Annotated in this window: 21 protein-coding genes; 12 read left to right on the top strand and 9 right to left on the bottom strand. The window is 40.5% G+C overall.

Annotation, left to right across the window (positions count from 1 at the left end):
* The first annotated feature begins 155 nt into the window (after positions 1 to 155).
* Positions 156 to 2,486, top strand: a complete 2,331-nt coding sequence (locus ACO1XM_RS09395; protein WP_486228204.1) for a T9SS type A sorting domain-containing protein — start codon at positions 156 to 158, stop codon at positions 2,484 to 2,486.
* A 225-nt stretch (positions 2,487 to 2,711) separates the two neighbouring features.
* Positions 2,712 to 2,960, top strand: coding sequence for a hypothetical protein (locus tag ACO1XM_RS09390; protein ID WP_486228202.1), 249 nt, complete (start codon positions 2,712 to 2,714; stop codon positions 2,958 to 2,960).
* Positions 2,961 to 3,002: 42 nt separating this feature from the next.
* Here ACO1XM_RS09390 and ACO1XM_RS09385 read toward each other — a convergent pair whose 3' ends face one another.
* Positions 3,003 to 4,478: an aminopeptidase P family protein gene (locus ACO1XM_RS09385; protein ID WP_486228200.1), complete on the bottom strand. Its 1,476-nt coding sequence runs from the start codon at positions 4,476 to 4,478 to the stop codon at positions 3,003 to 3,005.
* Between the two features lie 15 nt (positions 4,479 to 4,493).
* Positions 4,494 to 5,018: a GNAT family N-acetyltransferase gene (locus tag ACO1XM_RS09380; protein WP_486228198.1), complete on the bottom strand. Its 525-nt coding sequence runs from the start codon at positions 5,016 to 5,018 to the stop codon at positions 4,494 to 4,496.
* Between the two features lie 111 nt (positions 5,019 to 5,129).
* On the opposite strand from ACO1XM_RS09380, the gene ACO1XM_RS09375 reads away from it, so the two are divergent.
* The 3 genes from ACO1XM_RS09375 (at position 5,130) to ACO1XM_RS09365 (ending at position 8,732) form a co-directional block, all read left to right on the top strand.
* On the top strand, positions 5,130 to 6,278 hold the full coding sequence (locus ACO1XM_RS09375) for an acyltransferase family protein (RefSeq protein ID WP_486228196.1): 1,149 nt from the start codon (positions 5,130 to 5,132) through the stop codon (positions 6,276 to 6,278).
* 149 nt (positions 6,279 to 6,427) lie between these two features.
* A complete protein-coding gene (locus tag ACO1XM_RS09370; RefSeq protein ID WP_486228194.1) occupies positions 6,428 to 7,657 on the top strand; it encodes a parallel beta-helix domain-containing protein in 1,230 nt (409 codons plus the stop codon).
* On the top strand, positions 7,644 to 8,732 hold the full coding sequence (locus ACO1XM_RS09365; protein WP_486228192.1) for an SO2930 family diheme c-type cytochrome: 1,089 nt from the start codon (positions 7,644 to 7,646) through the stop codon (positions 8,730 to 8,732). The genes ACO1XM_RS09370 and ACO1XM_RS09365 overlap by 14 nt, the downstream gene beginning before the upstream one ends.
* A gap of 257 nt (positions 8,733 to 8,989) precedes the next feature.
* Here the strand turns inward: ACO1XM_RS09365 and ACO1XM_RS09360 are convergent, their stop codons facing one another.
* From ACO1XM_RS09360 to ACO1XM_RS09335, 6 genes are all read right to left on the bottom strand, one after another.
* Entirely contained in the window at positions 8,990 to 10,126 is a 1,137-nt protein-coding gene (locus ACO1XM_RS09360) for a methionine aminotransferase (protein WP_486228190.1), read from the bottom strand.
* A 33-nt stretch (positions 10,127 to 10,159) separates the two neighbouring features.
* Complete coding sequence (def, locus tag ACO1XM_RS09355) at positions 10,160 to 10,720, bottom strand: peptide deformylase (RefSeq protein WP_486228188.1); 561 nt, start codon at positions 10,718 to 10,720, stop codon at positions 10,160 to 10,162.
* Positions 10,721 to 10,818: 98 nt separating this feature from the next.
* Entirely contained in the window at positions 10,819 to 11,235 is a 417-nt protein-coding gene (gene ruvX, locus ACO1XM_RS09350; protein ID WP_486228186.1) for a Holliday junction resolvase RuvX, read from the bottom strand.
* Between the two features lie 77 nt (positions 11,236 to 11,312).
* On the bottom strand, positions 11,313 to 11,927 hold the full coding sequence (locus tag ACO1XM_RS09345) for a hypothetical protein (protein WP_486228184.1): 615 nt from the start codon (positions 11,925 to 11,927) through the stop codon (positions 11,313 to 11,315).
* A gap of 408 nt (positions 11,928 to 12,335) precedes the next feature.
* Entirely contained in the window at positions 12,336 to 14,789 is a 2,454-nt protein-coding gene (locus ACO1XM_RS09340; RefSeq protein WP_486228182.1) for a ribonucleoside-diphosphate reductase subunit alpha, read from the bottom strand.
* Between the two features lie 53 nt (positions 14,790 to 14,842).
* Positions 14,843 to 15,832: a ribonucleotide-diphosphate reductase subunit beta gene (locus tag ACO1XM_RS09335; protein ID WP_486228180.1), complete on the bottom strand. Its 990-nt coding sequence runs from the start codon at positions 15,830 to 15,832 to the stop codon at positions 14,843 to 14,845.
* A gap of 810 nt (positions 15,833 to 16,642) precedes the next feature.
* Between ACO1XM_RS09335 and rplU the strand changes: the two genes are divergently transcribed.
* The 7 genes from rplU to ACO1XM_RS09300 all read left to right on the top strand — a co-directional run bounded on the left by rplU (position 16,643) and on the right by ACO1XM_RS09300 (position 24,462).
* Positions 16,643 to 16,951 (top strand): 50S ribosomal protein L21, encoded by a 309-nt coding sequence (gene rplU / locus ACO1XM_RS09330; RefSeq protein ID WP_486228178.1) that lies wholly within the window; start codon positions 16,643 to 16,645, stop codon positions 16,949 to 16,951.
* An 86-nt stretch (positions 16,952 to 17,037) separates the two neighbouring features.
* Positions 17,038 to 17,301: a 50S ribosomal protein L27 gene (gene rpmA / locus ACO1XM_RS09325; protein WP_127123172.1), complete on the top strand. Its 264-nt coding sequence runs from the start codon at positions 17,038 to 17,040 to the stop codon at positions 17,299 to 17,301.
* A 240-nt stretch (positions 17,302 to 17,541) separates the two neighbouring features.
* The gene (locus tag ACO1XM_RS09320; RefSeq protein WP_486228175.1) at positions 17,542 to 20,715 is read left to right on the top strand and encodes a SusC/RagA family TonB-linked outer membrane protein; all 3,174 of its coding nucleotides are present in this window, start codon (positions 17,542 to 17,544) and stop codon (positions 20,713 to 20,715) included.
* 17 nt (positions 20,716 to 20,732) lie between these two features.
* On the top strand, positions 20,733 to 22,325 hold the full coding sequence (locus ACO1XM_RS09315; RefSeq protein ID WP_486228173.1) for a SusD/RagB family nutrient-binding outer membrane lipoprotein: 1,593 nt from the start codon (positions 20,733 to 20,735) through the stop codon (positions 22,323 to 22,325).
* A gap of 62 nt (positions 22,326 to 22,387) precedes the next feature.
* Positions 22,388 to 23,425 carry a uroporphyrinogen decarboxylase gene (gene hemE, locus ACO1XM_RS09310; RefSeq protein ID WP_486228171.1) on the top strand — a complete coding sequence of 346 codons (1,038 nt, stop codon included), beginning with the start codon at positions 22,388 to 22,390 and terminating at the stop codon, positions 23,423 to 23,425.
* A gap of 20 nt (positions 23,426 to 23,445) precedes the next feature.
* Positions 23,446 to 23,940 carry a hypothetical protein gene (locus ACO1XM_RS09305; RefSeq protein WP_486228169.1) on the top strand — a complete coding sequence of 165 codons (495 nt, stop codon included), beginning with the start codon at positions 23,446 to 23,448 and terminating at the stop codon, positions 23,938 to 23,940.
* Between the two features lie 12 nt (positions 23,941 to 23,952).
* The gene (locus ACO1XM_RS09300; protein ID WP_486228167.1) at positions 23,953 to 24,462 is read left to right on the top strand and encodes a hypothetical protein; all 510 of its coding nucleotides are present in this window, start codon (positions 23,953 to 23,955) and stop codon (positions 24,460 to 24,462) included.
* Between the two features lie 164 nt (positions 24,463 to 24,626).
* Here ACO1XM_RS09300 and ACO1XM_RS09295 read toward each other — a convergent pair whose 3' ends face one another.
* Positions 24,627 to 26,792 carry a PAS domain-containing protein gene (locus tag ACO1XM_RS09295; protein WP_486228165.1) on the bottom strand — a complete coding sequence of 722 codons (2,166 nt, stop codon included), beginning with the start codon at positions 26,790 to 26,792 and terminating at the stop codon, positions 24,627 to 24,629.
* Positions 26,793 to 26,862 lie beyond the last annotated feature (70 nt).

The following is a 26,862-nucleotide window of genomic DNA, read 5'->3' as shown; positions in this document are numbered from 1 at the left end:
ATTAACCTTACCTGAACGTAGTCCTTATGAAAAGGATGCAAAACAGAGACATTATTTTTTGAGGCTAAATATTGGGCAACAAAAGTGACAAGCCGATCGTGTAAGCTTTGTTTAGGAGATTCATAATCAATTGCCTTTAAAGAAATATACAAAGCATGCCCCGCTTCTTTTTTTCGTCTTTTCGAGTAGCTGGCTCGTTGTTACTCATAGCGCTAAACACAGTAGCCTTTTCGCAAGACAATTGGTTAATCATTCCCGCTTTTCCAGGTAACGTAAAAACTGCTTTTGCAGGATTGGAGGATTCTATTCTTTTTACAGGAACAAGTAATGGTGTGTGGAGGACTGGTGATGCCGGATTTACCTGGAATAGATCACTTAAATCAGGCACCATTTATTCAGTGCATGCATCCAAATCTGGAAAAGTACTGGCGGGGGGTGAAGGGAAAATATACTATTCATACAACAAAGGCCAAGACTGGGATTCAGTTAAGGTTGATACTGACTATCCGCTTTCTAAAATTGCAGAGATCAGTACTGGAGAATTTTTTTTCATTACAGGCGTAAGCACCTTAGATGGTTACGTGGGTGATGGAATTTTTTATAATAATGGGGATTTGACAGGATGGACAGCACGCAATCAGGGCCTGAATAATAGTGCATTGTATTGCGAACAGATTGCGGTGGATGCATATGACCGCATTTACCTGGGTTTAGGCGATGAGAATGTTAACGGTAGTGGGGGATTATTTATATCAGATAACAAAGGCTTAAGTTGGCAAAAAATAAGTTTAGAAGCAGAAAATTTAGGCACCGTTAAAACAAGCAATGTCTATGGCATCAGTATTACACCAGATGATTCAGTTATCTTCAGTCTGTCTGGTGTAGTAACCAACTTTGCTGTTACGCTTAATATGGTTAAACACCGTGACGATCTTGTTCAACAATCACCCTGGGGATTAATCCGGGCAGGTGCTTCAAATACTTGGTGGTTAACCGGCATACTCAATTCTATACACTTTGCCGCGAATGGTGAATGGTATAGCTCTATTTCTGCTTCTGTATCAAACGGAGGTTCCTATGTTTCAACAGACAAAGGAGCAACGTGGATAAAATTTAATACTGGCCTGGGCATAAGTCAGACATTGCTGTATGAAAATCAAACTTTTTATGAGACTTCTTATGGGAGAATCTTCATGTCGCAGTTTTTAGATGAAAGAATTTATGGTACCAACAGAAGTATGCTGGATCCGGTTTACGTTTCAGGTAAAATTACCGATGATCTTGGTAAGCCATTGATGGCGACACTACACAGTGAGCTATATCAATGCTATAGCAATATGGAAGGAAACTATTCAATTAAACTGCCCAAGAATTTTTCAGGAAGTATACGCCCGCAATATGGTCAGCACACATTTGAACCTCAGACCTTAGTACTTGAGAATATTGCAGAGAATAAAACGGATCAGGATTTTGTAGGAACCTATATTGGTAAACATGCAGTATGGGGCTTTGTAAATGATGTTAATGGCTTTCCTATTGTTAATGCGGAGATAAGAGGCTTTGAAGAAATTTTACATACTAACCAATACGGTGTTTTTGTTGCCGCAGTATCGCATCGCTGGTCTGGCGAAATTCAAGTTGTAGCAGAAGGCATGGATATTAGCCCAGCAAAAAAACAAATACCACCAGTCACTACCAGCATTTATGCCTATCAGTTTACAGCACGTAATGCAGGCACTTTATTAATTCAAGGCGAATTTCTTATTCAACACAATGAACCAATCGTGGTGGATTTACAAGGTTTTCCTGAAACAGTAAGAATGCGTGAAGACAGAAAGTTTGTGGCGCAAATACAACCGGGCTGGTCAGGTACGATCACACCCATAGCTGAAGGTTTTACTTTTACCCCCGCAAGCATCAGTATCACAAATCTGCAAAAAGATTCAGTTGACATATTGTTTGTAGCAAGTATTGCTGAAGATCCTGTTGAATACCATCAGGTAAGTGGTACTATAGTTGAGAATAACCAGCCACTGGCGGAAGTTCAACTCATGGGCTTTCCTGAAAATGTGATTACAAATGCTAATGGTTTTTTCAATATTACGCTTCCTGTTAATTGGCAAGGTACAGTTACACCACAGGCAGTTGGTTACACTTTCACACCTGCTTCAATAGTGATCAATCCGCTCGCAGCAGATATCGAAAATCTTAACTTCATCGCTACATTGATTACAGATATTGATGATGAAGAAAAAATAGGCATGCATGTATATCCTAACCCAAGTGCTGATGGGAGCTTTAAGTTAGCTCTCCCGCCTGACAGTAAAGCTGCGCAAATAACAATAGTGGATAGCAAAGGCAAAACCGTTTGTGAGCGATTGGCTGCTGATGGTGATGATTATCAACTCCACCAACCCGGTCTTTATCTTGTTAGAATTGCAACAGTCGATAAGGTTCAGGTGCTGAAACTATTGGTCGGTCAATAACTACTCCGTTTAACAGAGATTTCTCTCCTTATTACAAAGATTGCAGTAACACATGCTTCGGTTCAACAGCAACTAACCAAAAACGATATGCGTTACAATTCTTTTAATAAAGTGCATAAAGCCTTAAGAACTTTTTTATACGATACGGCTTTAAAGCTTCAACAGACGGATTTCACCAATAAGGAGGCTGGATAAAACCTACTAGTACAGATTGAACAATTACTCGTGCTTTTCGAAAGTCACACGCACAACGAAGATCATTTCTTTAACGAACCCCGGGAAGAGATAAATAAAGAGGTAGCCATGCTTTTTGAAAAAGAACGTGAAGAAGATTATCGCCTGGCAATTGTTCTGAAAATGGCAATAAAAGATTGGAGAGCTGCGAACATAAATCATGATCGCTCAATAGCAGACGATAATTTATTTTATGCCTTCAACGAATTTATTGTTTTAAACCCACGACCTGTATTGTAGAAAAAATCTGGTTGTACAAACGCACAACCAGATTTTCTTAATCTATTGCTTTTTCTCAATTATTTTTTCGATTGGAGGAAGTACGAAGTCATCTAATGCACTAGGTTGTTTCATCAATGCCTCCACCTCATCTGCTTTACGTGGAGCAGAAATTGACAAGTGCTCGTAGCCATCTTTCGTAATTAAATAGTCATCTTCAATGCGAACGGCAATTCCCCACCAACGTTTGTCGCAATTAGCATTCTCCGGAATATAAATACCGGGCTCAATTGTAATTACCATATTCTCGCGAAGCATATCGTATTCGCCATTGTCATGCACATCAAGTCCGATGTGATGACAGCAACCATGCGGATAGTAGAGATGTCTTTCATCTTCACTTTTAATAATACCTAAATCGGCAAGACCCTTATTAATGACTTTACGCGTAGCCAAGGTTAATTCCTGAAAAGTGGCACCTGCTTTAGTCACTTTCATGGCTTCTTCCTGTGCTGCTAATACTAATTCATAAATTTGCTTTTGCTCTGGAGAAAATTTTCCGTTAACCGGAATGGTACGTGTAATGTCGGCTGTATAACCTCTGTACTCTGCACCAAGATCCATCAGAATTAATTCCTTACTGGTAATGTTGGGTTTATAGTTATCTATATAATGAAGAATGCAGCCGTTGTGGCCTGCTCCTACAATACTTGGGTAGCCCAAATCTTCAGCCTGATATTTTTTAAATACAAATTCATGTATACCCTGAATTTCACGCTCTGACATACCAGGCTTCATGGCCTTCATTACCTCGCGTTGCCCCATGCAGGAAATGCTCACAGCCTTTCTGATCATTTCTAACTCTTCTGTGGTTTTAATACCGCGCAAACTGGCCATAATACCATCAAGTGCTTTTGTATTAAGATTATTTTTTACAGGCTCTGTTTTAACAACTAATTTATCTTTTGAAGGATAGTTAGTCTTCATTTTAAATTGCTCAATTAAGCTATATAAATCGGAAGAGTCTCTTGGGTTGTCGCGAACATCGTTTTTGAAATCGAAGAAGAGTACTTCACTGAATTTGCTGAAGTCAACATTATATTTCTTAAACTCTTTATTATTGAAAGCATTTTCGAAACCCAGCTTTACTTTTGTGCCTTCATCGCCCAGCCTCCGGCCAGTCCACATCTCGGCTTGTTCACTTCTGGGCTGAACAAAAATAATTTCGTCATACTGTTTTCCATTGCTTGATGTCTGTTTGTCTTTAAAAATAAGTAATACAGCATCCGGTTCTTTATAACCACTTAAATAGTAGAAGTCAGGATCCTGATGATATACATAGTCAACATCATTACTACGATTTCGTACAGCATTGGCAAAGAAAACAGCTACTGAATTGGCGGGCAGCTTCTCACGTAATTTTTCTCTGCGTGTTTTGTGCCATTCTTTACTCAGAAAGTCTTCTGGTAAGTCGCTATTCTGTGCCGCAACGCATAGCACCAGACATAGGTTTAGAAACAGGATCAGACGTATTCTCATAAAATTATTTAGTAGTTATTTATTTGTAAGTTTCTTCTCTAAGACTAAAAATTCAAGTTTCGATTTGGGCTTACCCCAGCGCTCGTCAGGCACAATAAAGGGTTTACTTTCTCCAGTTAACACATAGCCATGACGTTGGTACCAGTTCAATAGTTCTTCACGAACAGAAATGACCGTCATAAAAATAGAAGCACATCTTTTTTCCTGTGCATATGCTTCTGCGGCCGTCATCAGTTTTTTGCCAATACCCTTGTTTTGACTTAATGGACTTACTGACAGCATACCCAGATATAATTTATAGCCTTCTTTTCTCAGTTCCACACAGCCGAGCAGTTTTTTATCTTCTCTATAAAGTAGCACCGAAGTGTCCTCTCTGTTAATGAGATTGGTAAGAATAGTTTCGTCAATCCGTGTGCCATCAATAAGGTCAGCCTCCGTAGTCCAGCCTTGCCGGCCGCTATCGCCACGATAAGCACCATTTACGAGTGCGTTGATTTCAGGTATATCCGCCAGGGTGGCGGCAAGTATAGATGAGCTCATAACTCAAATATACACTTAGAAGGCGTTCGACTTTATAAAATCGACCTTCTAGACTATAAAAACAGTCTTAATCTGGCTTCCGGCACATCTTTCTTTGTCAAAAGAAATTTTATGAACGCAGAAAGTCTTACAAGTACGCGCAGATATGACCTCGATTGGCTGCGCTTTATTGCCATCTTTATTTTGCTTTTTTTTCATACCGGCATGTGGTTTAACCCGTGGGACTGGCATGTGAAGAACAACGAATTGAGCGGAAGTTTCAGGTATTGGATGATTTGGTCTCATTTCTGGCGCATGCCACTGTTACTCTTTATTGCCGGAGCCAGTACCTACCTGGCGATGGGCAAACGTACTGCACGCATGTTTGCGGTCGAGCGCATTAAACGTTTATTGGTGCCGGTTATCTTTGGTATGTTTGTAGTGGTGCCACCCCAGATTTATTTCGAGCATATTAAGGACTATGTTAATTATTGGGATTTCTATAAAACGGTATTCAACTTCGTTCCATATCCCAATGGAAGCTTCAGCTGGCACCACCTCTGGTTTGTTGTGTATCTTTTGATTTATTCACTGGTAACAATACCCTTACTGGTTTTTCTTAGATCGGCCAAATCCCAACAATTTAAAGAACGCTTGTATATATTATTATCAAGTCCTGCTGGTATTTTATTCGTTCCTGGCATTTTAATATTGATTACTCAAATTATACTCCGCCCTTATTTCCCTGAGGAAACACATGACCTGAAAGACCTAGGATACATGGTATTTTATGGAGCTTTCTTTTTATTCGGTATGCTCTGTTATTCAAATCAGCATATATGGGCAGCCATTGGAGCGAGCAGAAAGTATTTGCTGGTAGCCGCATTACTTATCCTCATTCCTTTTTATGGTACTTACTTTCATTTTCGGGAGATCTATCAACTACCCTGGACAGACAGAACAGTAGAAATCATTTTTGATGTTACTGGTATTTTCCTGAGCTGGTTTACAGTAATTACAATCATTGCCTATGGGCAGCATTATTTAAACAGACCACACCCCTGGCTCGCCAGGATTAACGAGGGGCTTTATCCTTTTTATATTCTTCATCAGACTGTAATTATCTGGATAGGTTATTACATCTGTCAACTGGATTGGAGCATCGCTGGAAAATACTGGAGTATCTGCTTCCTAACCTTAGTAAGTTGTATAAGCTTTTACCTCTTACTGATTCGTCCATTCAAGGTAATGCGATTCTTTTTTGGTATGAAAATGAAATAAGGTTGACGATCGGGTTTATAATTGAAGCATCTAAAAGCAACCAGATAAATATAGAAAATCCGTCAGGCCGCTGAATGCGGAAGTAAACAGCGGTCTGACGGATTTGATGTAAAGACACTTTTTAGTATATTCACCCACCAACCAATTTTATGAAATATTTTCTCACGCCCATCTTAGCACTAGCCATGATTGCCTGTAAAGATTACTCAAATAAGCGAGGCGAGGTAACATGGCAGAGCATAGAAAAAAATCTGCAAACCCAGTTAATCACCCTCGAAGATGGTGACACGATTGATCTGCCCGAAGGTTATTTCATGTTTACAAAAAGTTTGAGCATGGACGGCAAGTCAAACATATTGATTAGGGGCAAGGGTATAGATAAAACTATCTTGTCGTGGAAAAACCAAACGGAAGGAGCTGAAGGTTTAAAAATAAGCAATGGTAAAAATATTGCCTTGCAGGATTTCGCAATAGAAGATGCAAAAGGAGATAATGTTAAAGTAAGCGATGTGAATGGCATTACTTTTTTGCGTATCTCTTCTTCGTGGGCAGATGGCCCTAAAACAGAAAATGGTGCTTATGCACTTTACCCGGTGCTTTGCAAAAATGTATTGATCGATGAATGCATCGCCATGGGCTCTTCTGATGCGGGTATTTATGTTGGTCAATCGGATTCAGTGATCATCCGAAACAGTAAAGCCTATTGGAATGTAGCAGGTATTGAAAGTGAGAATTCAAGATGGGTTGAAATTTATGGAAATGAAGCTTATGAAAACACAGGCGGCATTTTAGTTTTTGATTTACCAGGACTAACACAATACGGTTACAATACAAAAGTGTATAATAACAATGTACATGATAACAACCATGAAAACTTTGCTGCTAAAGGAAATATTGTAGCGAGCATACCGCCCGGCACCGGCTTTATGGTGTTAGCCACGCATGACTTAGAAATAACAGATAACGATATAAAAGATAATACAACCATTGGCATAGGTATTGTAAGTTATGATTTAGTAGCAGCCATGAACGAAGGCGAAGTACAACAGGAAGAAAATATTGGTGGTGTACAAACTGTGGATAACAACTATAAATTAGATACACTATACAATGGTTATCCTTATAAAATAAAAATACATAACAACCGTTTCGCTAACAGCAACTGGTTTCCTGATATGAGCAGTGATTTTGGAAAACTGTTTATGTTAAAATCCTTCATGAGTCCTCCAGACATTGCTTTTGATGGCATAGCCGATCCTAACAATGCCAACCGGGAAATTTGTATCAACGAAAGTGGAGAAATTGTTTTCATGGATTTAGATGCAGCCAATGACTTTGCCAATCTTTCAAAAGATGTAAAGAAATATGCTTGTCAGTAAAATGAAAGATCATTGCTTTCACTTTGCATGTCTCATTTTATTAATCGTAGCATGTTCGCCAAAGAAAGATAAAGAAGTGGTAGCGGTTGTAGAGGAGCAGGTGGATTTATCGCATATAGGTAAAGCAACGCTTTCTGAATACGGTTTTTTTAAAGGTCCTCTAAAAGAATTAAACCCGTCAGAAGGCATAACACCTTATCAATTAAACTCGGCCCTTTTTTCTGATTATGCCTTTAAAGCGCGCTTTGTAAAATTACCTGCAGGAGCCAAGGTGGTGTACAATGCAGACGATGTACTTGATTTTCCAATAGGCACTACGTTAATTAAAAACTTTTATTATCCGGCAGATTTCAGAAAGCCACAAGAAAACATCAGGATTCTCGAGACGAGACTACTTTTACATGAAGCCGATGGTTGGAAAGCACTTCCTTACATCTGGAATGATGAACAAACAGAAGCGTATTTAGACATTGCTGGAAAAAATATTCCAGTAAGCTGGGCGCATTACAATGGAGAATTGAAGAGTATCAGCTATTCAGTGCCTAATATGAATCAATGTAAGGGCTGCCACTTGCGTGGCGATAAAGTAATGCCTATCGGCCCTTCTGCACGACAGCTCAATGGTGAATACACTTATGCAACAGGTGAAGAGAATCAATTGATCTACTGGCAAACACATGATATGATCGATGGTCTTCCTGACTTGTCTTCTATAAAGTTCTTAACAGCTTATGAAGATGAAAAAGCATCTGTCGAATTGAGAGCGAGGGCCTGGTTGGAAATCAATTGTGCCCATTGCCATCGTAGAGATGGCCCTGCTAAAAACAGCGGCTTGTATTTATTGGCCAGTGAAAAAGATACACGTGTGTTGGGTGTAGGCAAGGCACCCGTAGCCGCTGGCAAAGGATCGGGGGGAAGATTGTATAGCATTGTGCCCGGTCAACCCGATCAATCCATTTTACAATTCAGAATTGAATCAACACATCCTGGTATTATGATGCCCGAACTCGGTCGACAACTTACCCATACGGAAGGAGTGGAGTTAGTAAGAAAGTGGATTGCTGAGATGAAGTAATTGATTCGTTGATGTGCTGATGAGTTGATTCGTTGATGTGCTAATTCTTTAATTTAATGCACGTCATTGCGATGAACGAAGGGTTGGTGATGCGTAGGGTGAGGAAGCAATCTGTTTTGATGTGCTGATGTGCTAATGAAGTAATCAATACAGATTGAACAGATGAAGTCTAAGTTATATTTTGGTTGACTATATCCATGACCATTATTATCAAACTCTAACTTCCAATCTCCAGCCTCCAACCTCTAGCTTCTAGATTAAATCTTCCTTAAAATCTCCCCCGCCTTCTCCATAGTCTCATCTTGTTTTGCAAAACAGAAGCGCAATAATTTATCGTCACGCTTATCCTGGTAAAAAACAGAAACAGGAATAGAGGCTACTTTGTGTTTGATGGTTAATTCTTCAGCCATAGCCATGTCGCCTTGTTTCGAAATACCTTCATAAGAAAGCAATTGAAAATAAGATCCGTAACAATTGAGTGGCTGCAGGCTGCTACCTTTGATAAAACTTAAGAACTGATCGCGTTTTTGCTGATAGAATTTACCCAGGCTATTATAATGCTCAGGCGTTTTCATATACTCAGCTAAGGCCACCTGTATAGGAGTGTTCACACTGAACACAATAAACTGATGTGCCTTTCTGATTTCCTTGGTCAGGGCTGGAGGTGCTACAACATAACCAGTTTTCCAGCCTGTAGCATGAAAGGTTTTACCAAAAGAGAATACAGCGATGCTATTATTCGCTAAAGCAGGTCTTGCTAAAACGCTGTAATGTTTTTTATCATCAAAGATGATGCGTTCGTACACTTCATCACTTAATACAATCAAATTGTATTTGAGCGCAATACGCTCCAACTCTTGAATATCTCTTTCGCTAAACACAGCCCCACTAGGGTTGTGGGGTGTATTCACCATGATGATTTTAGTACGGGCATTTATTTTTGTTTCTACTTCCTGCCAGTCAATGCTGAACGATGGTGCCTTTAAATTAAGATGAACAGGCACACCACCACTTAAACGGATAGCAGGGTTATAGGAGTCGTAAGCTGGATCGAAAACAATGACTTCATCACCCGGATGCACCAAGGCTTGCAGAATAGAAAACAGCGCTTGCGTACCACCAGCAGTAATGGTTATTTCACTATCCGCATCAACTGATTTCTGATAGGTGTTTTGTATAACCTGCGCAATCACTTGGCGTAGTGCAGGCAAGCCAGGCATAGGCGCATATTGATTATGACCCTCCTGCATGGCTTTGCTTACCAGGTTAACGAGTTTGCTGTCGAGCGGAAAGTCGGGAAAGCCCTGCGACAGATTGATTGCATTATTTTCTACCGCCATTTTTGACATGACTGCAAAAATGGTAGTGCCTACATCGGGGAGTTTAGAGTGCATCACAGATTGCTTAAGTCTTATTACTTATGTCTTTTACTTTGGGATAGCAATTCTATACTCCGCATTTACCTTACCCTTGGTAATATCAGCCAGCTTGCCTTTCAACAAACGCTTTTTAAAAGGTGACAAATAATCAATAAACAGCTTACCCTCGATATGATCGTACTCATGTTGAATGATGCGCGCCTTCATACCATCATAGGTTTCTTCTTTCAGATTCCATTGCTCATCGTAATAACGTATGCGCACTGTTTCCTGCCTGAAAACCCCTTCGCGTAAATTAGGTATACTTAAACAACCCTCTTCAAACTCCCATTCTTCTCCTTCTTCATCCAGAATCTGGGCATTAATGAAAGCCATTTTAAAATTACCCATGTCTTCATCTTCTTCATCCTCCTTCTCAATGCCGGTTGCATCAACAACAAACAAACGAATGCTCTTGCCGATCTGAGGAGCAGCCAGACCAATACCATTGGCAGCCTCCATGGTTTCGTACATGTCAGCAATAAGCTGTTTCATATCCGTTCCTTTCTCGATGTCCTTAGCCTTCTGGCGCAACACAGGATCTCCGTAAACAACAATAGGGTAAATCATGGGGCAAATTTAATGGTTCTGCTAGACATTAGTAATAAGACTTTAGACATAAGACTTTAGTAGCAAGATCAGAAATTACATCTAATGTCTAAAGTCTCTTAACGTTTGATCGTGTCCATAAACGCCTGTAAAATAATCGTAGCGCTTATTTTATCGACATTACCCTTTACCTGGCGGTCTTTTTTCTTCATACCTCCGTCAATCATGCTTTGCAGTGCCATGGATGATGTAAAGCGTTCGTCAGCCAGATGCACGGTTTTATCAGGGAAAGTCTTTTTCAAATTTTCTACGAATTTGCGCACGAGTGGGGCTATTTCAGAGTCTTCATTACTTAGTGTTTTGGGCATGCCCACCACAAATTCATCCACCACCTCTTTTTGGGTATAAGTTTGAATGAATTTTAACAATTCATGAGAAGCCACTGTTTCCAAGGGGGTAGCAATAATGCGGTTGCTATCGCTTACTGCAATGCCTGTACGTTTGGTACCATAATCTATGGCCATGACTCTTCCCATAATAATTCAAAATTGCACATTTAAAGTTAAAATGATATAAAAAGAAAAGACTGCTCATTTTTTGAGCAGCCTTTCAATTAAGCAGCTTTGCTTTCCAAGCTTTCCCAGAGCTTTAAGAAATATTCTGCCTCAGCATTCATTAAATCTGTGATTTCAGGAGATTTAGTTTTTAGATAATGCAATTTCCCCCTTTCAACATCAAGTATAGCACATTTGTAGCCAGTATGAATACCAGACCCTAAAGTATTTTCCATCATTGATAGGATTAGCTTAACACTGTCTCTTTTAATAGGTGTTTCTTTGAAGTATAACTTAATTAGGTAACTATCTCCGTTCACCGTGATACCAATCTCTGGATTTACCTTCACTGATAAATTTTGATAAGACCAATAAGCAGTTTGTGGGGTGAACCAAGTAGTTCTTTTTCTGCCTACAAATTTTAGATAACCATCGAGTAGAGACTTGTACCTCTTGAATTTCTTTGACCCACTGTAGCCGTTTAAGAATTCAAGTAGTTTCTCCTTACCCAAATTTTTGAAATTAACCTCAATAATTTCTTCTCTAAGATCCTTATAGAAGTCAAATGCGGGATTATAGGATGGCCTTTGAAAAATTGATTTTACTTTACTCGCTTTTGAAAATGAAGATCGACTAATACAATCGATATAATCTGTTAATGAAATGTTTGGCATGTTGATTAATTTGAAGTTTTAAAAAAAATGACAAAAAATATCCTGCCTTCCTTGAAGGGATGGATTAGCTGTTGAAAACAGACATTAAAAAATTGCTTACTAAGCTTTTTAAAAAATTTAAGTAGAGGATTAAACCACAATCCCCAATATTCGACCGATTTTACTCCCAAGAGTTTGTGGAGTTGAAAGAATTCATAACTTTAAATCGCTAAACCAAAAGTTACTGAGGTGCTTAACCTCGGTGATCTTTCAATCACAAACCAGACTGGAGTAATCTTGTCTGGTTTTTTTATAAAAAAACCCCGTCAAAACTGTTTTCACAGCTACTGAGGGGGTTGGTTATTTTTTAAAAGAAGAGGAGATTTCGAGCCTCCAACTTCTAAATTCTAGCTTCTAAATTCTTGCTTCTTAAGATCCACACGCCTCGCATCCATCCGGATCATCCAGTGAGCAGGCCATGTCAGATTTCTTTTGTTCGTAGTCAGCTACGCGTGCTTCGTAGTCGATGCTCTTCTGCATCTGGCCAACAAGTGCAGCTTCAGCCATTACAGGAGCAGCCACACCAGCATCCGCTGTAACCGTTTGCTGACTTGCTGTTTTATCGTGCGTAAACTTAATGGCATCCGCGGCAGAAGTAGAACGCAAGTAGTACATACCTGTCTTCAAGCCTTTCTTCCATGCATAGAAATGCATAGAGGTAAGCTTACCGAAATTAGGGTCTGTAATGTGTATGTTCAAGCTCTGCGACTGACAGATGTAAGCACCCCGCTCAGCAGACATATCAATAATTACTTTCTGAGAAATCTCCCAAACAGTTTTATAAATGTCTTTCAGGTTTTGAGGAATTTCAGGAATGCTCTGAACAGAACCATTAGCACCAATTAATTTCTGGCGCATGGTTTCATTCCAAAGACCTTGTTCAATCAAATCCTTCATCAGGTATTTATTCACTAGGATGAAATCACCAGAAAGTGTTCTGCGTGTGTACAGGTTTGAAGTATACGGCTCGAAGCACTCGTTATTGCCCAGAATCTGTGAAGTAGAGGCGGTAGGCATCGGTGCTAATAACAAAGAATTACGCACACCGTTTTGTTTTACTTCACGCTTCAGGGCATCCCAATCCCAACGATTGCTCTTCGGTGTTACACCCCACATATCAAATTGGAAAATACCTTTTGATACAGGAGAGCCTTTAAAGGTTTCATAAGCACCATCTTTCTTCGCCAATTCCATAGAAGCTTCCATGGCTCCGTAGTAAATGGTTTCGAAAATATCTTCGTTCAGTCTCTTCGCTTCATCTGAATCGAAAGGCATGCGCAACATAATGAAAGCATCAGCCAAACCTTGTACGCCAATACCAATAGGACGGTGACGCAAGTTAGAATAGCGCGCTTCCTCTACAGGGTAATAATTAACATCAATTACCTTGTTCAAATTGCGTGTAATCACTTTCGTGATTTCATATAAACGCTGATGATCGAAAACACCCTCTTCAGTTACAAACTTAGGTAGTGCAATAGAAGCCAGGTTACATACCGCTACTTCATCAGGAGAAGTGTACTCCATTATTTCTGTACATAAGTTACTGCTCTTGATCGTACCCAGGTTCTTCTGGTTCGATTTCTTGTTAGCAGCATCTTTATATAAGATGTAAGGCGTTCCGGTTTCTATCTGTGATTCAAGGATCTCGAACCAAAGGTCTTGTGCTTTTATTTGTCTGCGGGCTTTGCCTTCTTTTTCGTATTTCTCGTAAAGTCTTTCAAACTCATCTCCGTATACATCGGCAAGACCGGGTGCTTCATTAGGATCGAAGAGCGACCACATTTCGTTGCTCTCCACGCGCTTCATGAAAAGATCTGAGATCCACATGGCATAGAATAGATCGCGTGCGCGCATCTCTTCTTTACCGTGGTTTTTCTTTAAGTCAAGGAAATCGAAAATATCAGCATGCCATGGCTCAAGGTAAATTGCAAAGCTTCCTTTGCGCTTACCACCGCCCTGATCAACATAACGTGCTGTCATGTCGAAATTGCGGAGCATGGGTACAATACCGTTAGAGGTTCCGCCAGTTCCTTTAATATAAGAACCCTTCGCGCGGATGTTGTGTATGCTTAATCCGATACCACCTGCTGATTGCGAAATTTTTGCACACTGCTTTAAAGTATCATAAATACCATCAATGCTGTCGTCCTTCATGGTTAACAAGAAACATGAAGAAAGCTGAGGCTTAGGCGTACCCGCGTTGAATAGGGTAGGCGTTGCGTGGGTAAACCACTTCTCAGACATGAGGTGATAAGTTTCAATAGCAGCAGGAATATCTTCTCCGTGAATACCAACGGCCACACGCATAATTAAATGTTGTGGACGTTCGATGACTTTGCCATCGATTTTCATCAGGTAAGATTTCTCCAGGGTTTTAAAGCCGAAATAGTCGTAACCGAAATCGCGGTCGTAGATGATGGCCTCATCCAGTTCGGCAGCATTAGCCTGCACAATGCGCCAGGTTTCTTTAGAAACTAATGGAGCATTTTCACCAGTCTTGGGATCTACATACGTGTAAAGTCTCTTCATCGTGTTGGAGAAAGACTTACTTGTTACTTTATGCAGATTCGAAACAGCGATACGAGCCGCAAGCTTTGCGAAATCCGGGTGCTTTGTCGTCAGGGTGGCGGCAATTTCAGCAGCGAGGTTATCCAACTCTTGGGTGGTAACACCATCATACAGGCCATTGATTACTTTCATGGCCACTTCCACAGGATTTACATAGCGCTGATCTAAACCGTAGCAAAGCTTCTCTATGCGTGCTGTGATCTTGTCAAACTTTACGGACTCGCGGTGTCCGTCTCTTTTGATGACGAGCATGGTTGTTGTTGGGTTGTTAAAAGTTTAAAAAATGATTTAGGTGTTTGAAGATATTAAAAATCTTCGTTCAACGAAAACTTAGGCGCACTTTCTTTATCGGCACTGTTCTTCACGCCTGCTTTTTGGTATTCGCCCACTCTTCTTTCGAAGAAGTTGGTTTTGCCACGAAGCGAGATCATGTCCATGAAGTCGAATGGGTTAGTTGCGTTATAAATTTTCTTGCCGATGAGCTCGATTAACAAGCGATCGGCCACAAATTCAATGTATTGGCGCATTTGCTCGGCATTCATACCAATTAGATTTACCGGCAGTGCGTCCGTTACAAATTCTTTTTCAATCTCTACAGCATCTTTAATGATGTCGATCACCGTTTGTTCCGGCAATTTATTCACTACATGTTGCATGTATAAATGACAAGCAAAGTCACAGTGTAAACCTTCATCGCGGGAAATTAATTCATTGGAGAAGGCAAGCCCCGGCATTAAACCACGCTTCTTCAGCCAGAAGATAGAGCAGAAAGAGCCAGAGAAGAAAATACCCTCAACGGCAGCAAAAGCGATCAAGCGCTCCTGGAAGCTGCCTTTATCGATCCAACGCAAAGCCCATTCTGCTTTTTTCTTCACGCAGTCCATGGTTTCAATGCCATTAAAAAGCTTGTCTTTCTCGCGAGGATCTTTAACGTATGTGTCTATTAAGAGGGAATAAGTCTCAGAGTGTATGTTTTCGATGGCAATTTGAAAGCCATAGAAAAACTTAGCTTCAGTATACTGAACTTCAGATACAAAGTGTTCTGCCAGGTTTTCGTTAACGATACCATCACTGGCGGCAAAAAAGGCTAATACATGTGTAATGAAGTGGCGTTCGCCATCATTAAGGTTGGCCCAATCTTTTAAATCGTGGCTCAGATCAATTTCTTCGGCCGTCCAAAAGCTGGCCTCTGCCTGTTTATAAAATTTCCAGATGTCGTGTTGTTGAATAGGGAAGAGAACGAAACGGTCCTTGTTCTCCTTTAAGATGGGTTCTTCCCGTAATGCTTGACTCATGGCTCTTAAAATGGGTTTTAGATTAAAAAACTAAATATTAATACGTTTGACAGCTGCAGCTTTGCTGCTCCGCCAAACAAAATTTTCCAATAAATTTTTTCTTGTTGACTAGTGATGAAGCACAATCAGGGGAGTGGATGGTACTTCGAAAAGCGTCAAGTCTGCAAAGATGAAAAACGAGCGCCTTTTAGACAACCTTTACTTTAGTGGTGGAGGTAGTGAAAATCATGTAAGGTCGAGGTGCTTTTTGATAGATAAGTAGCTGTTAAATAATCGGTTATTGGCTATTGATGGAGGGTTGTTTGAGGTACTTATCCACAATGAAAATTAACATTGATTTTTTTAAGTGCCTATTAATCAGATTTTTAATTTTTGATGAATTGAAAATACCTTAAAAATAAAGTGACATTTTATGTCGTAAACGTGCCAAACAACTTTCAAAGCGTAAAGTAAGCTGCATTCTTACAGACAAACGTGGTCACATCCTTATGTGTAGTCAACTACTCACCCTAACCTAAATCAGTAAGAAGGGTATCAGTATTTCAGTTAAGATATGGCAAGTCGTGGGTTAACTTCAAGGCCTTATATTTCAATGAATTGTACTAAACCCATATTGTTAAGTAGCTTTATTATAACGGGTTAACAATCTCCGTTTACAGTTTTTGGAATGATTTAATGATAAAAAAGTATGCTGAATTAGTATAAAACAACGTTTTTTGGCATTAAAACGGCATTTTTATAATATTCTGAACTCTATACTCACCATTTTCAATTCTTTTCCTACCTTTGCAGTCCAATTTTTGGAAAAATATGTACGCAATTGTAGACATCGCAGGAAAGCAGTTTAAGGTGGCTAAAGACCAGTTCATCTATGCACCCAAGATGGAAGGCGAAGCCGGAGCTAATGTTAGCTTCGACAAAGTTCTTCTTATCGATAACGGAGGCAAGATTGAAGTTGGCGCCCCAACTGTGAACGGAGCTAAGGTTTCTGGGAGAATCCTTGAGCACGTGAAAGGTGATAAAGTTATCGTCTTTAAAAAGAAGAGAAGAAAAGGGTATACGCTGAAGAACGGACACCGTCAGCAATACACGAAAGTTCAAATCGAGAATATTGGCTAAGCCTCATCCTAACCCTTTCCGGGGGGAGAGGGAACTTAAGATTTGAAATCTGAAATTTGAAATTTGAAATTTAGAATTACAAAGATATGGCACACAAAAAAGGTGAAGGTAAAGTAAAGAACGGCCGTGAATCGGAAAGCAAACGCTTAGGTATTAAAGTGTTTGGCGGTCAGGGTGTAATTGCTGGCAACATCATCGTTCGCCAACGCGGCACCAAACACCACCCTGGTAAAAATGTAGGTATGGGCAAAGACCATACGTTGTTTGCATTAACCAATGGTGTAGTAGTATTTAAAAAAGGCAGAGAAAACAAGTCAACTGTAATAGTTGAGCCTGCTGCTCAAGCATAAGTTAAGCAAAACGAAATTTTGGAAAGCCAACCTTGAAAAAGGTTGGCTTTTTTATTGCAACTAAATTAGTTACACGGTTTAGGTAATGATATGCAGGTTGCTGTAAATCAAATAAATACAGTAAAATTCTTCTTATGTAAGAAAAAGCCCAATAATATTTTAACGTATTAGATTGACGGGGTATTTTGTTTTGTCTCTACATAACGTAAATTGGTGGAAGTTAAACCTAAACTTAAATCTATGAAGAAGTTTCTACTGCTATGTAGTGCAGTGGTCTTTGCGCTTTCTGGCGTAATGGCCCAGGAACGAACCGTGTCAGGGCGAGTAACCTCTACGGAGGATGGCTCATCCTTACCGGGCGTAAACGTGGTGATTAAAGGCACCACAAACGGTACAGTTACCGACTCCGATGGAAATTACAAACTTAATGTTCCAGCGGGAGGCGGCTCACTGATATTCTCATTTATTGGTCTCCAAAGTCAGGAGATTGTTATCGGAGATCGTTCAGTTGTTGATATTTCTCTTGCCCTTGATGTCACCCAACTCTCAGAAGTTGTTGTAACAGCGCTTGGTATAGAGAGGGAGTCAAAAACACTAGGATTCTCAGTTAAGGAAGTAAAGGCTGAAGAACTTACTGTCGGTAGAACAACCAACGTAGTAAACGCATTAAGTGGTAAGGTTGCGGGTGTTCGTGTTGCCGGTTCAAACGGTATGACAGGTTCATCTTCTGCTATCTTTATCCGTGGCTTTACAACCTTTACAGGAAGCAATCAACCCCTATTTGTTGTAGATGGTATTCCGATCAATAACGGTGGTGGTGGAACAGCACTTCAAAATGGTGTATCCAATTCAAACAGAGCCATTGATATTAACCAGGATGACATCGCCTCTTTAACTGTGTTGAAAGGCCCTGCTGCAGCAGCGCTTTACGGTTCTCGTGCGGCCTCTGGTGTTATACTAATTACTACCAAGAGTGGTAAGGGCCAGGGTAAAAACAAAAATATGGTTGAGTACGCGGGTTCATATAACATCAATGAGCCAAACCGTTTACCAGATTACCAAAATACTTATGCATCGGGTACATCACTAAGTGCTGCAGGTGTGCCTATTGCACCGGTTTATCAACCTAATGCTGACCAATCTAACTGGGGCCCAATCATTGCGGGCCAGGATGTACCAAGTGCCTACTCTGCCGCAGATCAAGCACTATTTGGATTGCCTGCAACACATCCTCTTGTTGCCTATCCCGATAACGTAAAGGATTTGTTCGAAACTGGTTACAATGCACAGCACAATATCTCCTTTAAAGGTGCGACCGATAAGTCAAACTTCTTTGTTTCTTATAACAACCTAAGAGATCGTGGCTTTTTGCGTGGTAATTTATTGGAGAGAAACAGTTTCCGATTCAATGGCTCCACTCAAATGACTCCAAAATTCAACGTGGGTGTACAGGCCAACTATGTTAACAGCTCATCAGAAAGAAGTCAGATTGGTAATCAACTTTCTAACCCTCTTTTCCGAGGTTGGTTCATTCCAAGAAATTACAACTTGCAAGGAGATCCATACATAAGACCAGACCGCTCACAGGTATACTTTAACGCAAATACAGATAATCCTTATTGGACATTAGAGCAAAACAAATGGTCTGATGAAGTAAACCGTTTCTTAGGAACTATAAGCATGGCTTATGATTTCAATGATTGGTTATCTGCATCTTATAAAATTGGTACAGATGCCTTTATTCAACGCATTAAAACAGTAGATGCTGTTGGTGCAAGAGGTCAAGTAAATCACTCTGTACAAGGCATTGGTGCCATTGGCGATAGAATGATTTATAACCAGGAAACATCTTCTTACCTTAATGTAAGTGCCAAGCAGGAGTTTGGTGACATCAAGTTAAATGCAGTTGTTGGTAATGAAATCAACTTACGCGTAGGCCAGGATAATGGTTTCTTTGGTAGTGGTACAAATACCCCAGGTTTTGACATTATCACAGATGCAACAACGTATAACCCAATAGCTGGTAGCCGTTTCAGAAGAAACCTAGTAGGTTTTTATGCTGATGTGCAGGCTAACTATAAAGATTGGTTGTTCTTAGGTGTAACTGGCAGAAATGATATTTCTTCTACATTTAAGAAAGGAAGCAACTCTTACTTCTACCCTTCTGTAACAAGTAGCTTTATCTTAACAGAAGCAGTTCCGAGTCTGAAGAATGACATCATTACTTTTGCAAAAGTTAAAGCTAACTGGGCAAAAGTTGGTCGTGAGGCAGATATCTATTCAACAGATACATACTATGGTACCGCTAACCCTGGAGATGGTTTTGGCCCTCAAATCCTTTTCCCATTCAGAGGACGTATTGGTAGAACTTATGGCAATACTGCCGGTAACTCTAAGTTAAGCCCTGAGTTTACAAGCAGCTTTGAAGTAGGTACTGAGGTAGGTTTGTTCAATGACCGTATACGCATTGATGCAACGTACTTCTCAACTCGATCTACAGACATTATTCTGGATGTTCCAGTGGCCTCGGCTTCTGGATTTACATCTCAAACAAAGAATGCTGGTACACTGGAGTCAAACGGTATAGAATTGTCAGCAACGGCTGTACCTGTTAAGGTAAGTGGTTTTACCTGGGCAATTGATGCTAACTGGACACGTGTTAGGAATAATGTAATAGAGCTTGCGCCAGGTGTGCAAAATATTGCTATTGGTGGTTTTACAACTGCTCAGACACGCATTGAAGCGGGTCAGGAGTATGGTGTGATCTATGCTAACTCTTTACTACGTGATGCACAAGGAAGATTGATCATTAACCCTGCCACTGGCAGACCTTCTTCTGCTCCCAATGCTATATTAAGAGGTAACCCGAACCCACGCTGGACTGGTGGTATAACAAATACTTTCTCTTATAAGGGTATTACGGCTTCCTTCTTGTTAGACTTCCGCTATGGTGGTGATATCTTATCTCGTGTAATCAACGACTTACGCAGAACTGGTACAGCGGCAGAAACAGCTGCACAACCTCGCTTTGGTTCTGATGGCTTACCACTGGTTACATATGTAATTGATGGTGTATATCCTGACGGATCAACTAACACTACTCCGGTATCAGCACAAACATACTGGCAAGACCTTTACTCTTTTGCCGTACCTGGCGAAGGTGTATTCGATGCCTCTTGGACAAGATTGCGTGAAGCAAGTATTTTCTACTCTTTGCCTAAAGCATTGTTAGATAAGACTCCTTTCGGCAGAGTGGAGATTGGTGTAAACGGAAGAAACCTATGGTTGAAGACAGATGTGCCACACATCGATCCAGAAACCAACTTAACTGGTGCGACAAACTCGCAAGGTTTAGAGTTTAACACCATGCCAAATGCACGCTCTTATGGTGCTGTATTAAAATTAACGTTCTAACCTTTAAGATGAAGAATATGAAAACAAATCAATATTTAAAGGCTGGGCTATTGGCAGTGATTTTTTCAGTTGCGTCTTCCTGTGATAATTTCATAGACGATAATATTAGCCCTAACCTAACTTCAAGTAACCCGCCTCAGCTCATTATGCCTGCGGTTACGGCCTCACTTGGCTTTACTATGGCCAGCGATTTGCATCGCTACTCAGCATTGTGGTCTCAGCAGTTGGCTGCTCAGAATGGTCGCCAGACAGAGAACTATGATAAGTACGTATTAGCGTCAACAGAAATTAATGGTGTTTGGAGAAATAACCTGTATAGCGGCATTCTTGCTGATATAGAGGAAATTTTGAAAAAACCAGCTTCTGATGTACATCCGCATTATTTTGGTATGGCTAAAGTAATGAAGGCATTCACTTACAGTATTATTGTTGATTACTGGGGTGATGCACCTTTTTCGGAGGCCTTAAAAGGGGAATCTAATCTTCAGCCAGCTATTGATGATGATGCTACAATTTATCCAGCATTAATTACCCTGCTGAATGAAGCCATCGTTGATTTAAATACTACTTCAAGCTTGGCCGCTGTGGGTACTGATGATCTTTTTTATGGTGGATCAGGAAATGTTGTGCGCTGGATCAGACTAGCCAACACATTAAAGCTAAGATTGTATTTGCACATGGCAAATGTTCCTGGTTTCGACACAAACGTGATTACAACTTTTGTGAATGACCCGGCAACTGTTTTTATGGCATCTACAGCAGATGATTTTCAAATGACTTTTGAAACTACATCAGGTCGTCAAAACCCTAATCATCAGTTTATTTTATCCAGAACAGATGATATTTGCACAAGCTCTACGCTTATTAACCTAATGAATTCAAGAGCTGACTTGCGCAGATCAAGGTATTTTACACCATCTCCATTCAGCCCTGCCTTATACGCAGCACCGCCAACAGGTACCACTGGTTATGTGGGTCTGCAGAACGGCTTCGGAAATGGCAGTGTTACTAACGCAATCTCACGTGTGCATACTTTTGTAAGAGGTGCAGTAACCTCTACAACAATCCCAGCAGGTCCAACACTGCCAGTGAGTAATACAACTGGCTTGGCATATAATGGGAATACACCTGTAAACATTCTTACTTTTGCTGAATACAATTTTATTCGTGCAGAGTTAGCTTTACGATACGGTGTTCCAGGGGTTGCTCAAACTTTCTTCCAAGCAGGCATTACTGCCTCTTTTGTTGATACTGGTTTGACAGCGGCTGATGCAACAGCTTACATGGCGGCTGATCCAGATGGTGATCTAGTCACCAACGGAACCTTAGTAGGTACAACAGATGAGCAGTTGAGAAGAATAATTGAAGAGAAGTATATTGCTAACTACCATGTGACTGGTGAGCCTTGGTCAGACTGGAGAAGAACAGGTTATCCTCTTCTTCAACTTCTTCCAGGTACATTGAGCCCTGGAAATGGTGGACGTGTTCCAAGAGTATTATTTTATCCTCAACAAGAGGTTGATGCCAATCCTAATCTGGCAGCAATTCAAAGAACAGATTTGAGTGATAGAAGAGTATTCTGGGATACCAGAACCACAGGTCAAGAGTAATTTAAAAAGAGCCCACGCAAGTGGGCTCTTTTTTTGCTGCTAATCCATAGTAAATTTGCCCTATGAATAGTAATAGTTTGTTCTTAAGGGCAGCAAAAGCGGAATCCGTTAATCAAACCCCCGTATGGCTTATGCGTCAGGCAGGCCGCATTCTTCCCGAATATAGAAAGGTCAGAGAATCAGCCGGTGACTTTAAAACATTGGTAACTACCCCAGCACTGGCAGCAGAGGTAACCATTCAACCTGTTGATATACTGGGGGTTGATGCCGCCATTATATTTTCGGATATCCTGGTTATCCCTGAAGCAATGGGCTTGACCTATGAAATGGAAGAGAAAAAAGGGCCGGTTTTCCCCAAAGTCATCCAATCGGCAGCAGATGTTCATCATCTAAGAATTGCTCAGGCTGGAGACCTGCAATATGTGCTTGATGCCATTAAAATAACCAAGCAAGAGCTTAATGGACGCGTTCCCTTAATCGGTTTTGCTGGCGCCCCCTGGACTATCTTCTCGTATATGATTGAAGGCGGAGGCAGCAAAACATTCAGTAAGGCAAAAAAAATGCTTTACACGAATCCAATGCTAGCCCATCAGTTGCTCGACAAGATTACCCAAAGCACCATCAACTACCTGAAAGGACAAATCGCGGCCGGTGCCGACCTGATTCAGATATTTGACTCATGGGCGGGAATACTTAGTCCAGATCAATACAATGAGTTTTCTCTACACTACATTCGACAAATCTGTGATGCCATTAACGAGGTGCCAGTAACCGTATTTGCAAAAGGAGCATTTTTTGCGAGAAAAGAGATGAACTTACTCCCTTGTCAGGTTGTAGGTTTGGATTGGAATATGGATATTCAAGAGTCAATCACAATGCTGCCCAATAAGGTTCTACAAGGCAATCTTGATCCATGTGCACTTTATGGAAGCCTTGATGATGTGCGCAGAGAAACAAAGAGGATGCTGGATGCATTTGGAACACATCCACACATTGCCAACCTGGGTCATGGTCTATACCCAGATACGGAAGTTGATAAAGTGAAGTGTTTTATTGACACTGTGAAAGAATATAGTGTAACATTGAGAGCAGGAAAATAACAAAGTATAAAACAGTCTTTATGAAAAGTGTTGGCATCTTCATACTATTTCTACTCAGTGCAATAACACTTCCTGCACAACAGGAATTAAAAACACCTGAAGATTTGAAAGCATGGTTGCCTGCCGAAATTGCGGGTTACCGCGAGGACGCAGACAATCATTCATCCGAACAACAGCTTCAGGGTAGCGTTTACTTTATTGCTGCTAAACAATATAAGAAAGCCCAGGAGGCAATCAGTATAGTGGTAATCGATTATCGCAAAAGTGCTGCTGCCATCACTTCAGTAACATCTGTTTGGGAAGAGGGTAAGGAGGTTAACAATGATTTAATTCAGTCAAAAAATACCGCCATTGCTAATAATAAAGCCAAAGAAGTTTACGACAAGAAAAATAATACTAGCCAGGTCTACGTATATCATGCAGACAGATACCTGATTACCGTTTCAATGAAAGGTAACGATTTTGGTTTACTGAAGGAAATGATAACAAATTTGCCATTTAGCCGTTTACCTTAGCACATAAGCAAGGTGATAAAGCTAACAGTCTTAGTGGTTTTAATAGTATTGTCAGTACAAACACTGTCAGCACAAAAACTATTACAGCCCGAAGCACTCTCTAAACTCATACCCAATAAAATCCTCGGCTTTCATGAAGATGGGGATATGCGTGGTTCGCAAAAAGCAATCGGAGATGTTCGTTACTCTGTTTGCGAGCGCAGATTTTCTAAAGGCAAACAAAAAGTAAAGATTCTACTCTTCGATTATAAAGATGCTCAAATCATGTTTAAGCAAGCGATGAGGGGTGGGAGAAATGATGCTGTATTAGAAACCGATTCATTAATCTCCAGGAATATTGAGGCAGCCAATTATGTTGGATGGGAAACCTATAGCAGCAGTTCTGCATCCTCTCAAATTTTTTTAGGTATTGCTGATCGTTTCTTTTTAATGTTGTCTGCCGAGAATGTTGACCTTGTAAGCTTACAGAATTTCCTTTCCAATTTCAATTTCGAAAATTTTTCGGAGCAGACCGGGCGCTGATCTGTAGTGCCCTAATCCCCTAATACATTTTCACTAATTCACTCTTTACATTTTGTATGCATAAGACGTGAATTGCTTTCATCAGAAAGTATTTCTATTGTGTGCAGCTCTATTATTATTCACTAAAGTCTATTTACGTCTTTCAACTCATTCTCAAAAAGATTTTAAAACCTTATCTTCTTCACCGCCAGTTCTGCTTCCAGCATAACTGCTTTATCTATAGCCTCTCTTTGTTCAGTAATATCTCTGCTCACCACAGCACATCCAATTACTTCTTGTTTATCATCTAAGATTGGTTCTACAAAAACTTCCAGATACAGAGTTTTTTCACCTGTTCTGCTCTCTTCTGTAAAGTGTTGTCGTTCTCCGGAAAGTCCTTTGTCGTAGCGAAGCTGCCATATTTTTAAGTCATCTGCCGAAAGCACTTCTGTAATTTTTGTGCCTTCACTCAATTCAATGCCAGATGCTTTAAAACGATTCTTCAACGTATTATTTGCAATCAGAATTTTATATTCCTTGTCAATGGCAAAATATGAATCGCTAGTAAAATTGATCAATGCATTAATAATAAAACCTCTCCGCTGTGTCTCGCCCTCGGCTTTATGTCTTTGTGTTGCATCACGCGAAACAACTGATAAGCCAAACACAGCCCCTTTCGCATCAATCATCGGATTGATAAAATACTCTCTAAATGAATCCTCTCCTTTCACAGAACTCTTCAGTACAAACTGTAAATGTTCTCCAGCCAAGGCACGGTCATAATGCGCTTTCCACTCATCACGTACTGCCCCTAAAGTTTGTAAGGCATCCGCACCAACATCCAATCCCTCGTACTGTGTGCCTTTATAGCGTTTGCGCAGGGTGTCGTTCATCACAATAATTCGATAATGCTTATCCATCGCAATAATTGAATCACTGGTTGCGTTAATCAGGGCATTTAAATTATTCTGCTTTTCATTGACCTCGCGTGCCTGCTCAGCAAGCATGCGCTGTGCGCGCTCCATCTCTTCCTGTGTAGCCTGCATCTCCTCCATATTCTGGCGCATCTCCTCCTCTTGTGCCTTCATCTGCTCCGTCATCATACCAGACTGTTCGAGCAATTCTTTGTTGCGTTCATTGCTGCGTGAGTTTAAAATAGTTGAAGCAATGCTTTCTCCTACCTTCTCTAAAAACGCAATCTCATAACTTTCAAATTTTTTAAATGAGGCTAATTCCAACACGCCAACAACACGCTCTTCATTTTTCAGCGGTACAATAATGATGGAACGAGGATTTGCTTCTCCCAATCCTGAGGTAATAACCACGTAGTTTTCTGGAACATCGGTCATGTAAATAGTAGATTTTTCTATGGCCGCCTGCCCAATAAGTCCCTGACCGATTTCAATTCTTTTCTGTTGAAACTTTTTTCTGTTCCAGGCACGTGAGCTCATTAACAAGAGATGTTCGTTAGACGTACCCTCATGCTCAAGTGTAAAAATACTACCCTGATTGGCTTTCATGTAATCAATAATTTCAGCCAACACAGTATCGCAAAGTGTTTGCAATTCATTAACATGGGTACGGAGCAGCTCGCCAATGTTAGCTAGTCCGAGTGTAGTAAATTTTTCCTTTTCTTCACGTTCGTTTGCCTGCAACAAACTTTTACGCATCGCCAGCAACGATAAGCCTAAACTATCGGGATTATCAGAAGGGTATGCTGCACTTAATTTGCCCTCACTGATACTTTCTGCAAATTGTTGATTGCTCTCAATCAAGGCCAGTTGTTTTTGCATTTGTGCTGCTTGTCGCGCAGACTCTCCTGTTTGGCGATGCTGTAGCTCAGACCACATGGCACAAAGTACTGTGTAGGCAGCTACAATCAAGACATGTAAAGTAAAATCGCCTATACTTAAAGTACCGCTTTGTAGCACAAAAGGTTGTACCCAGGTATGATCACTTTTAAAGTGTAAAAGCGATACAAAGATTAAGTGCAATAAAGCAGCTGGTATCAGCACTTTCCAGTCTTCGTAAAAGAGTAGAATGGTTAGCACAACAAAGTAAAAGAAGTGCGAAGCCTGCAAACCCTGCAACTGATAATGAAACTGAATGGTAAAGCCAGCAAGAATGAAACTATTCAAAAAGCGATTGTAGGCGCCCATAGCCAGGGGGACAAAGAATAATGCCAACAGTACAACACCACCAAAAAATGCGGCAGACCAGGTATTATAAAATGCAGCGAGTAATATACCGATTAGAAAAAAGGAGAAAGTCGCTCGTTTGGCAATGGCGTTGGCCTGATCCGTTACTTTCTGATGATAAGGAGCAAGCTCAACTCCTGTGAGTTGGTTCATGGTTGGTCTGGGCTAATTTACAAATGAAAAGAAAGATCAAATGACATGAAAGCCATCGATCAAAAAAGTT

Source organism: Chryseotalea sp., assembly GCF_057350905.1.
Note: the sequence above shows the minus strand (reverse complement) of the source record. Positions and strands in the feature narration are given on the sequence as shown.

What these genes read in the sequence shown, in the direction of transcription:
- ACO1XM_RS09385 (WP_486228200.1), bottom strand. Translation starts at nt 4,478, where the DNA reads ATGAGAATACGTCTGATCCTGTTTCTAAACCTATGTCTGGTGCTATGC.
- rplU (WP_486228178.1), top strand. Translation starts at nt 16,643, where the DNA reads ATGTACGCAATTGTAGACATCGCAGGAAAGCAGTTTAAGGTGGCTAAA.
- ACO1XM_RS09305 (WP_486228169.1), top strand. Translation starts at nt 23,446, where the DNA reads ATGAAAAGTGTTGGCATCTTCATACTATTTCTACTCAGTGCAATAACA.
- ACO1XM_RS09380 (WP_486228198.1), bottom strand. Translation starts at nt 5,018, where the DNA reads ATGAGCTCATCTATACTTGCCGCCACCCTGGCGGATATACCTGAAATC.
- ACO1XM_RS09340 (WP_486228182.1), bottom strand. Translation starts at nt 14,789, where the DNA reads ATGCTCGTCATCAAAAGAGACGGACACCGCGAGTCCGTAAAGTTTGAC.
- ACO1XM_RS09295 (WP_486228165.1), bottom strand. Translation starts at nt 26,792, where the DNA reads ATGAACCAACTCACAGGAGTTGAGCTTGCTCCTTATCATCAGAAAGTA.
- ACO1XM_RS09345 (WP_486228184.1), bottom strand. Translation starts at nt 11,927, where the DNA reads ATGCCAAACATTTCATTAACAGATTATATCGATTGTATTAGTCGATCT.
- ruvX (WP_486228186.1), bottom strand. Translation starts at nt 11,235, where the DNA reads ATGGGAAGAGTCATGGCCATAGATTATGGTACCAAACGTACAGGCATT.
- hemE (WP_486228171.1), top strand. Translation starts at nt 22,388, where the DNA reads ATGAATAGTAATAGTTTGTTCTTAAGGGCAGCAAAAGCGGAATCCGTT.
- ACO1XM_RS09315 (WP_486228173.1), top strand. Translation starts at nt 20,733, where the DNA reads ATGAAAACAAATCAATATTTAAAGGCTGGGCTATTGGCAGTGATTTTT.
- ACO1XM_RS09360 (WP_486228190.1), bottom strand. Translation starts at nt 10,126, where the DNA reads ATGCACTCTAAACTCCCCGATGTAGGCACTACCATTTTTGCAGTCATG.
- ACO1XM_RS09335 (WP_486228180.1), bottom strand. Translation starts at nt 15,832, where the DNA reads ATGAGTCAAGCATTACGGGAAGAACCCATCTTAAAGGAGAACAAGGAC.
- def (WP_486228188.1), bottom strand. Translation starts at nt 10,720, where the DNA reads ATGATTTACCCTATTGTTGTTTACGGAGATCCTGTGTTGCGCCAGAAG.
- ACO1XM_RS09365 (WP_486228192.1), top strand. Translation starts at nt 7,644, where the DNA reads ATGCTTGTCAGTAAAATGAAAGATCATTGCTTTCACTTTGCATGTCTC.
- ACO1XM_RS09395 (WP_486228204.1), top strand. Translation starts at nt 156, where the DNA reads ATGCCCCGCTTCTTTTTTTCGTCTTTTCGAGTAGCTGGCTCGTTGTTA.
- ACO1XM_RS09320 (WP_486228175.1), top strand. Translation starts at nt 17,542, where the DNA reads ATGAAGAAGTTTCTACTGCTATGTAGTGCAGTGGTCTTTGCGCTTTCT.
- ACO1XM_RS09375 (WP_486228196.1), top strand. Translation starts at nt 5,130, where the DNA reads ATGAACGCAGAAAGTCTTACAAGTACGCGCAGATATGACCTCGATTGG.
- ACO1XM_RS09370 (WP_486228194.1), top strand. Translation starts at nt 6,428, where the DNA reads ATGAAATATTTTCTCACGCCCATCTTAGCACTAGCCATGATTGCCTGT.
- rpmA (WP_127123172.1), top strand. Translation starts at nt 17,038, where the DNA reads ATGGCACACAAAAAAGGTGAAGGTAAAGTAAAGAACGGCCGTGAATCG.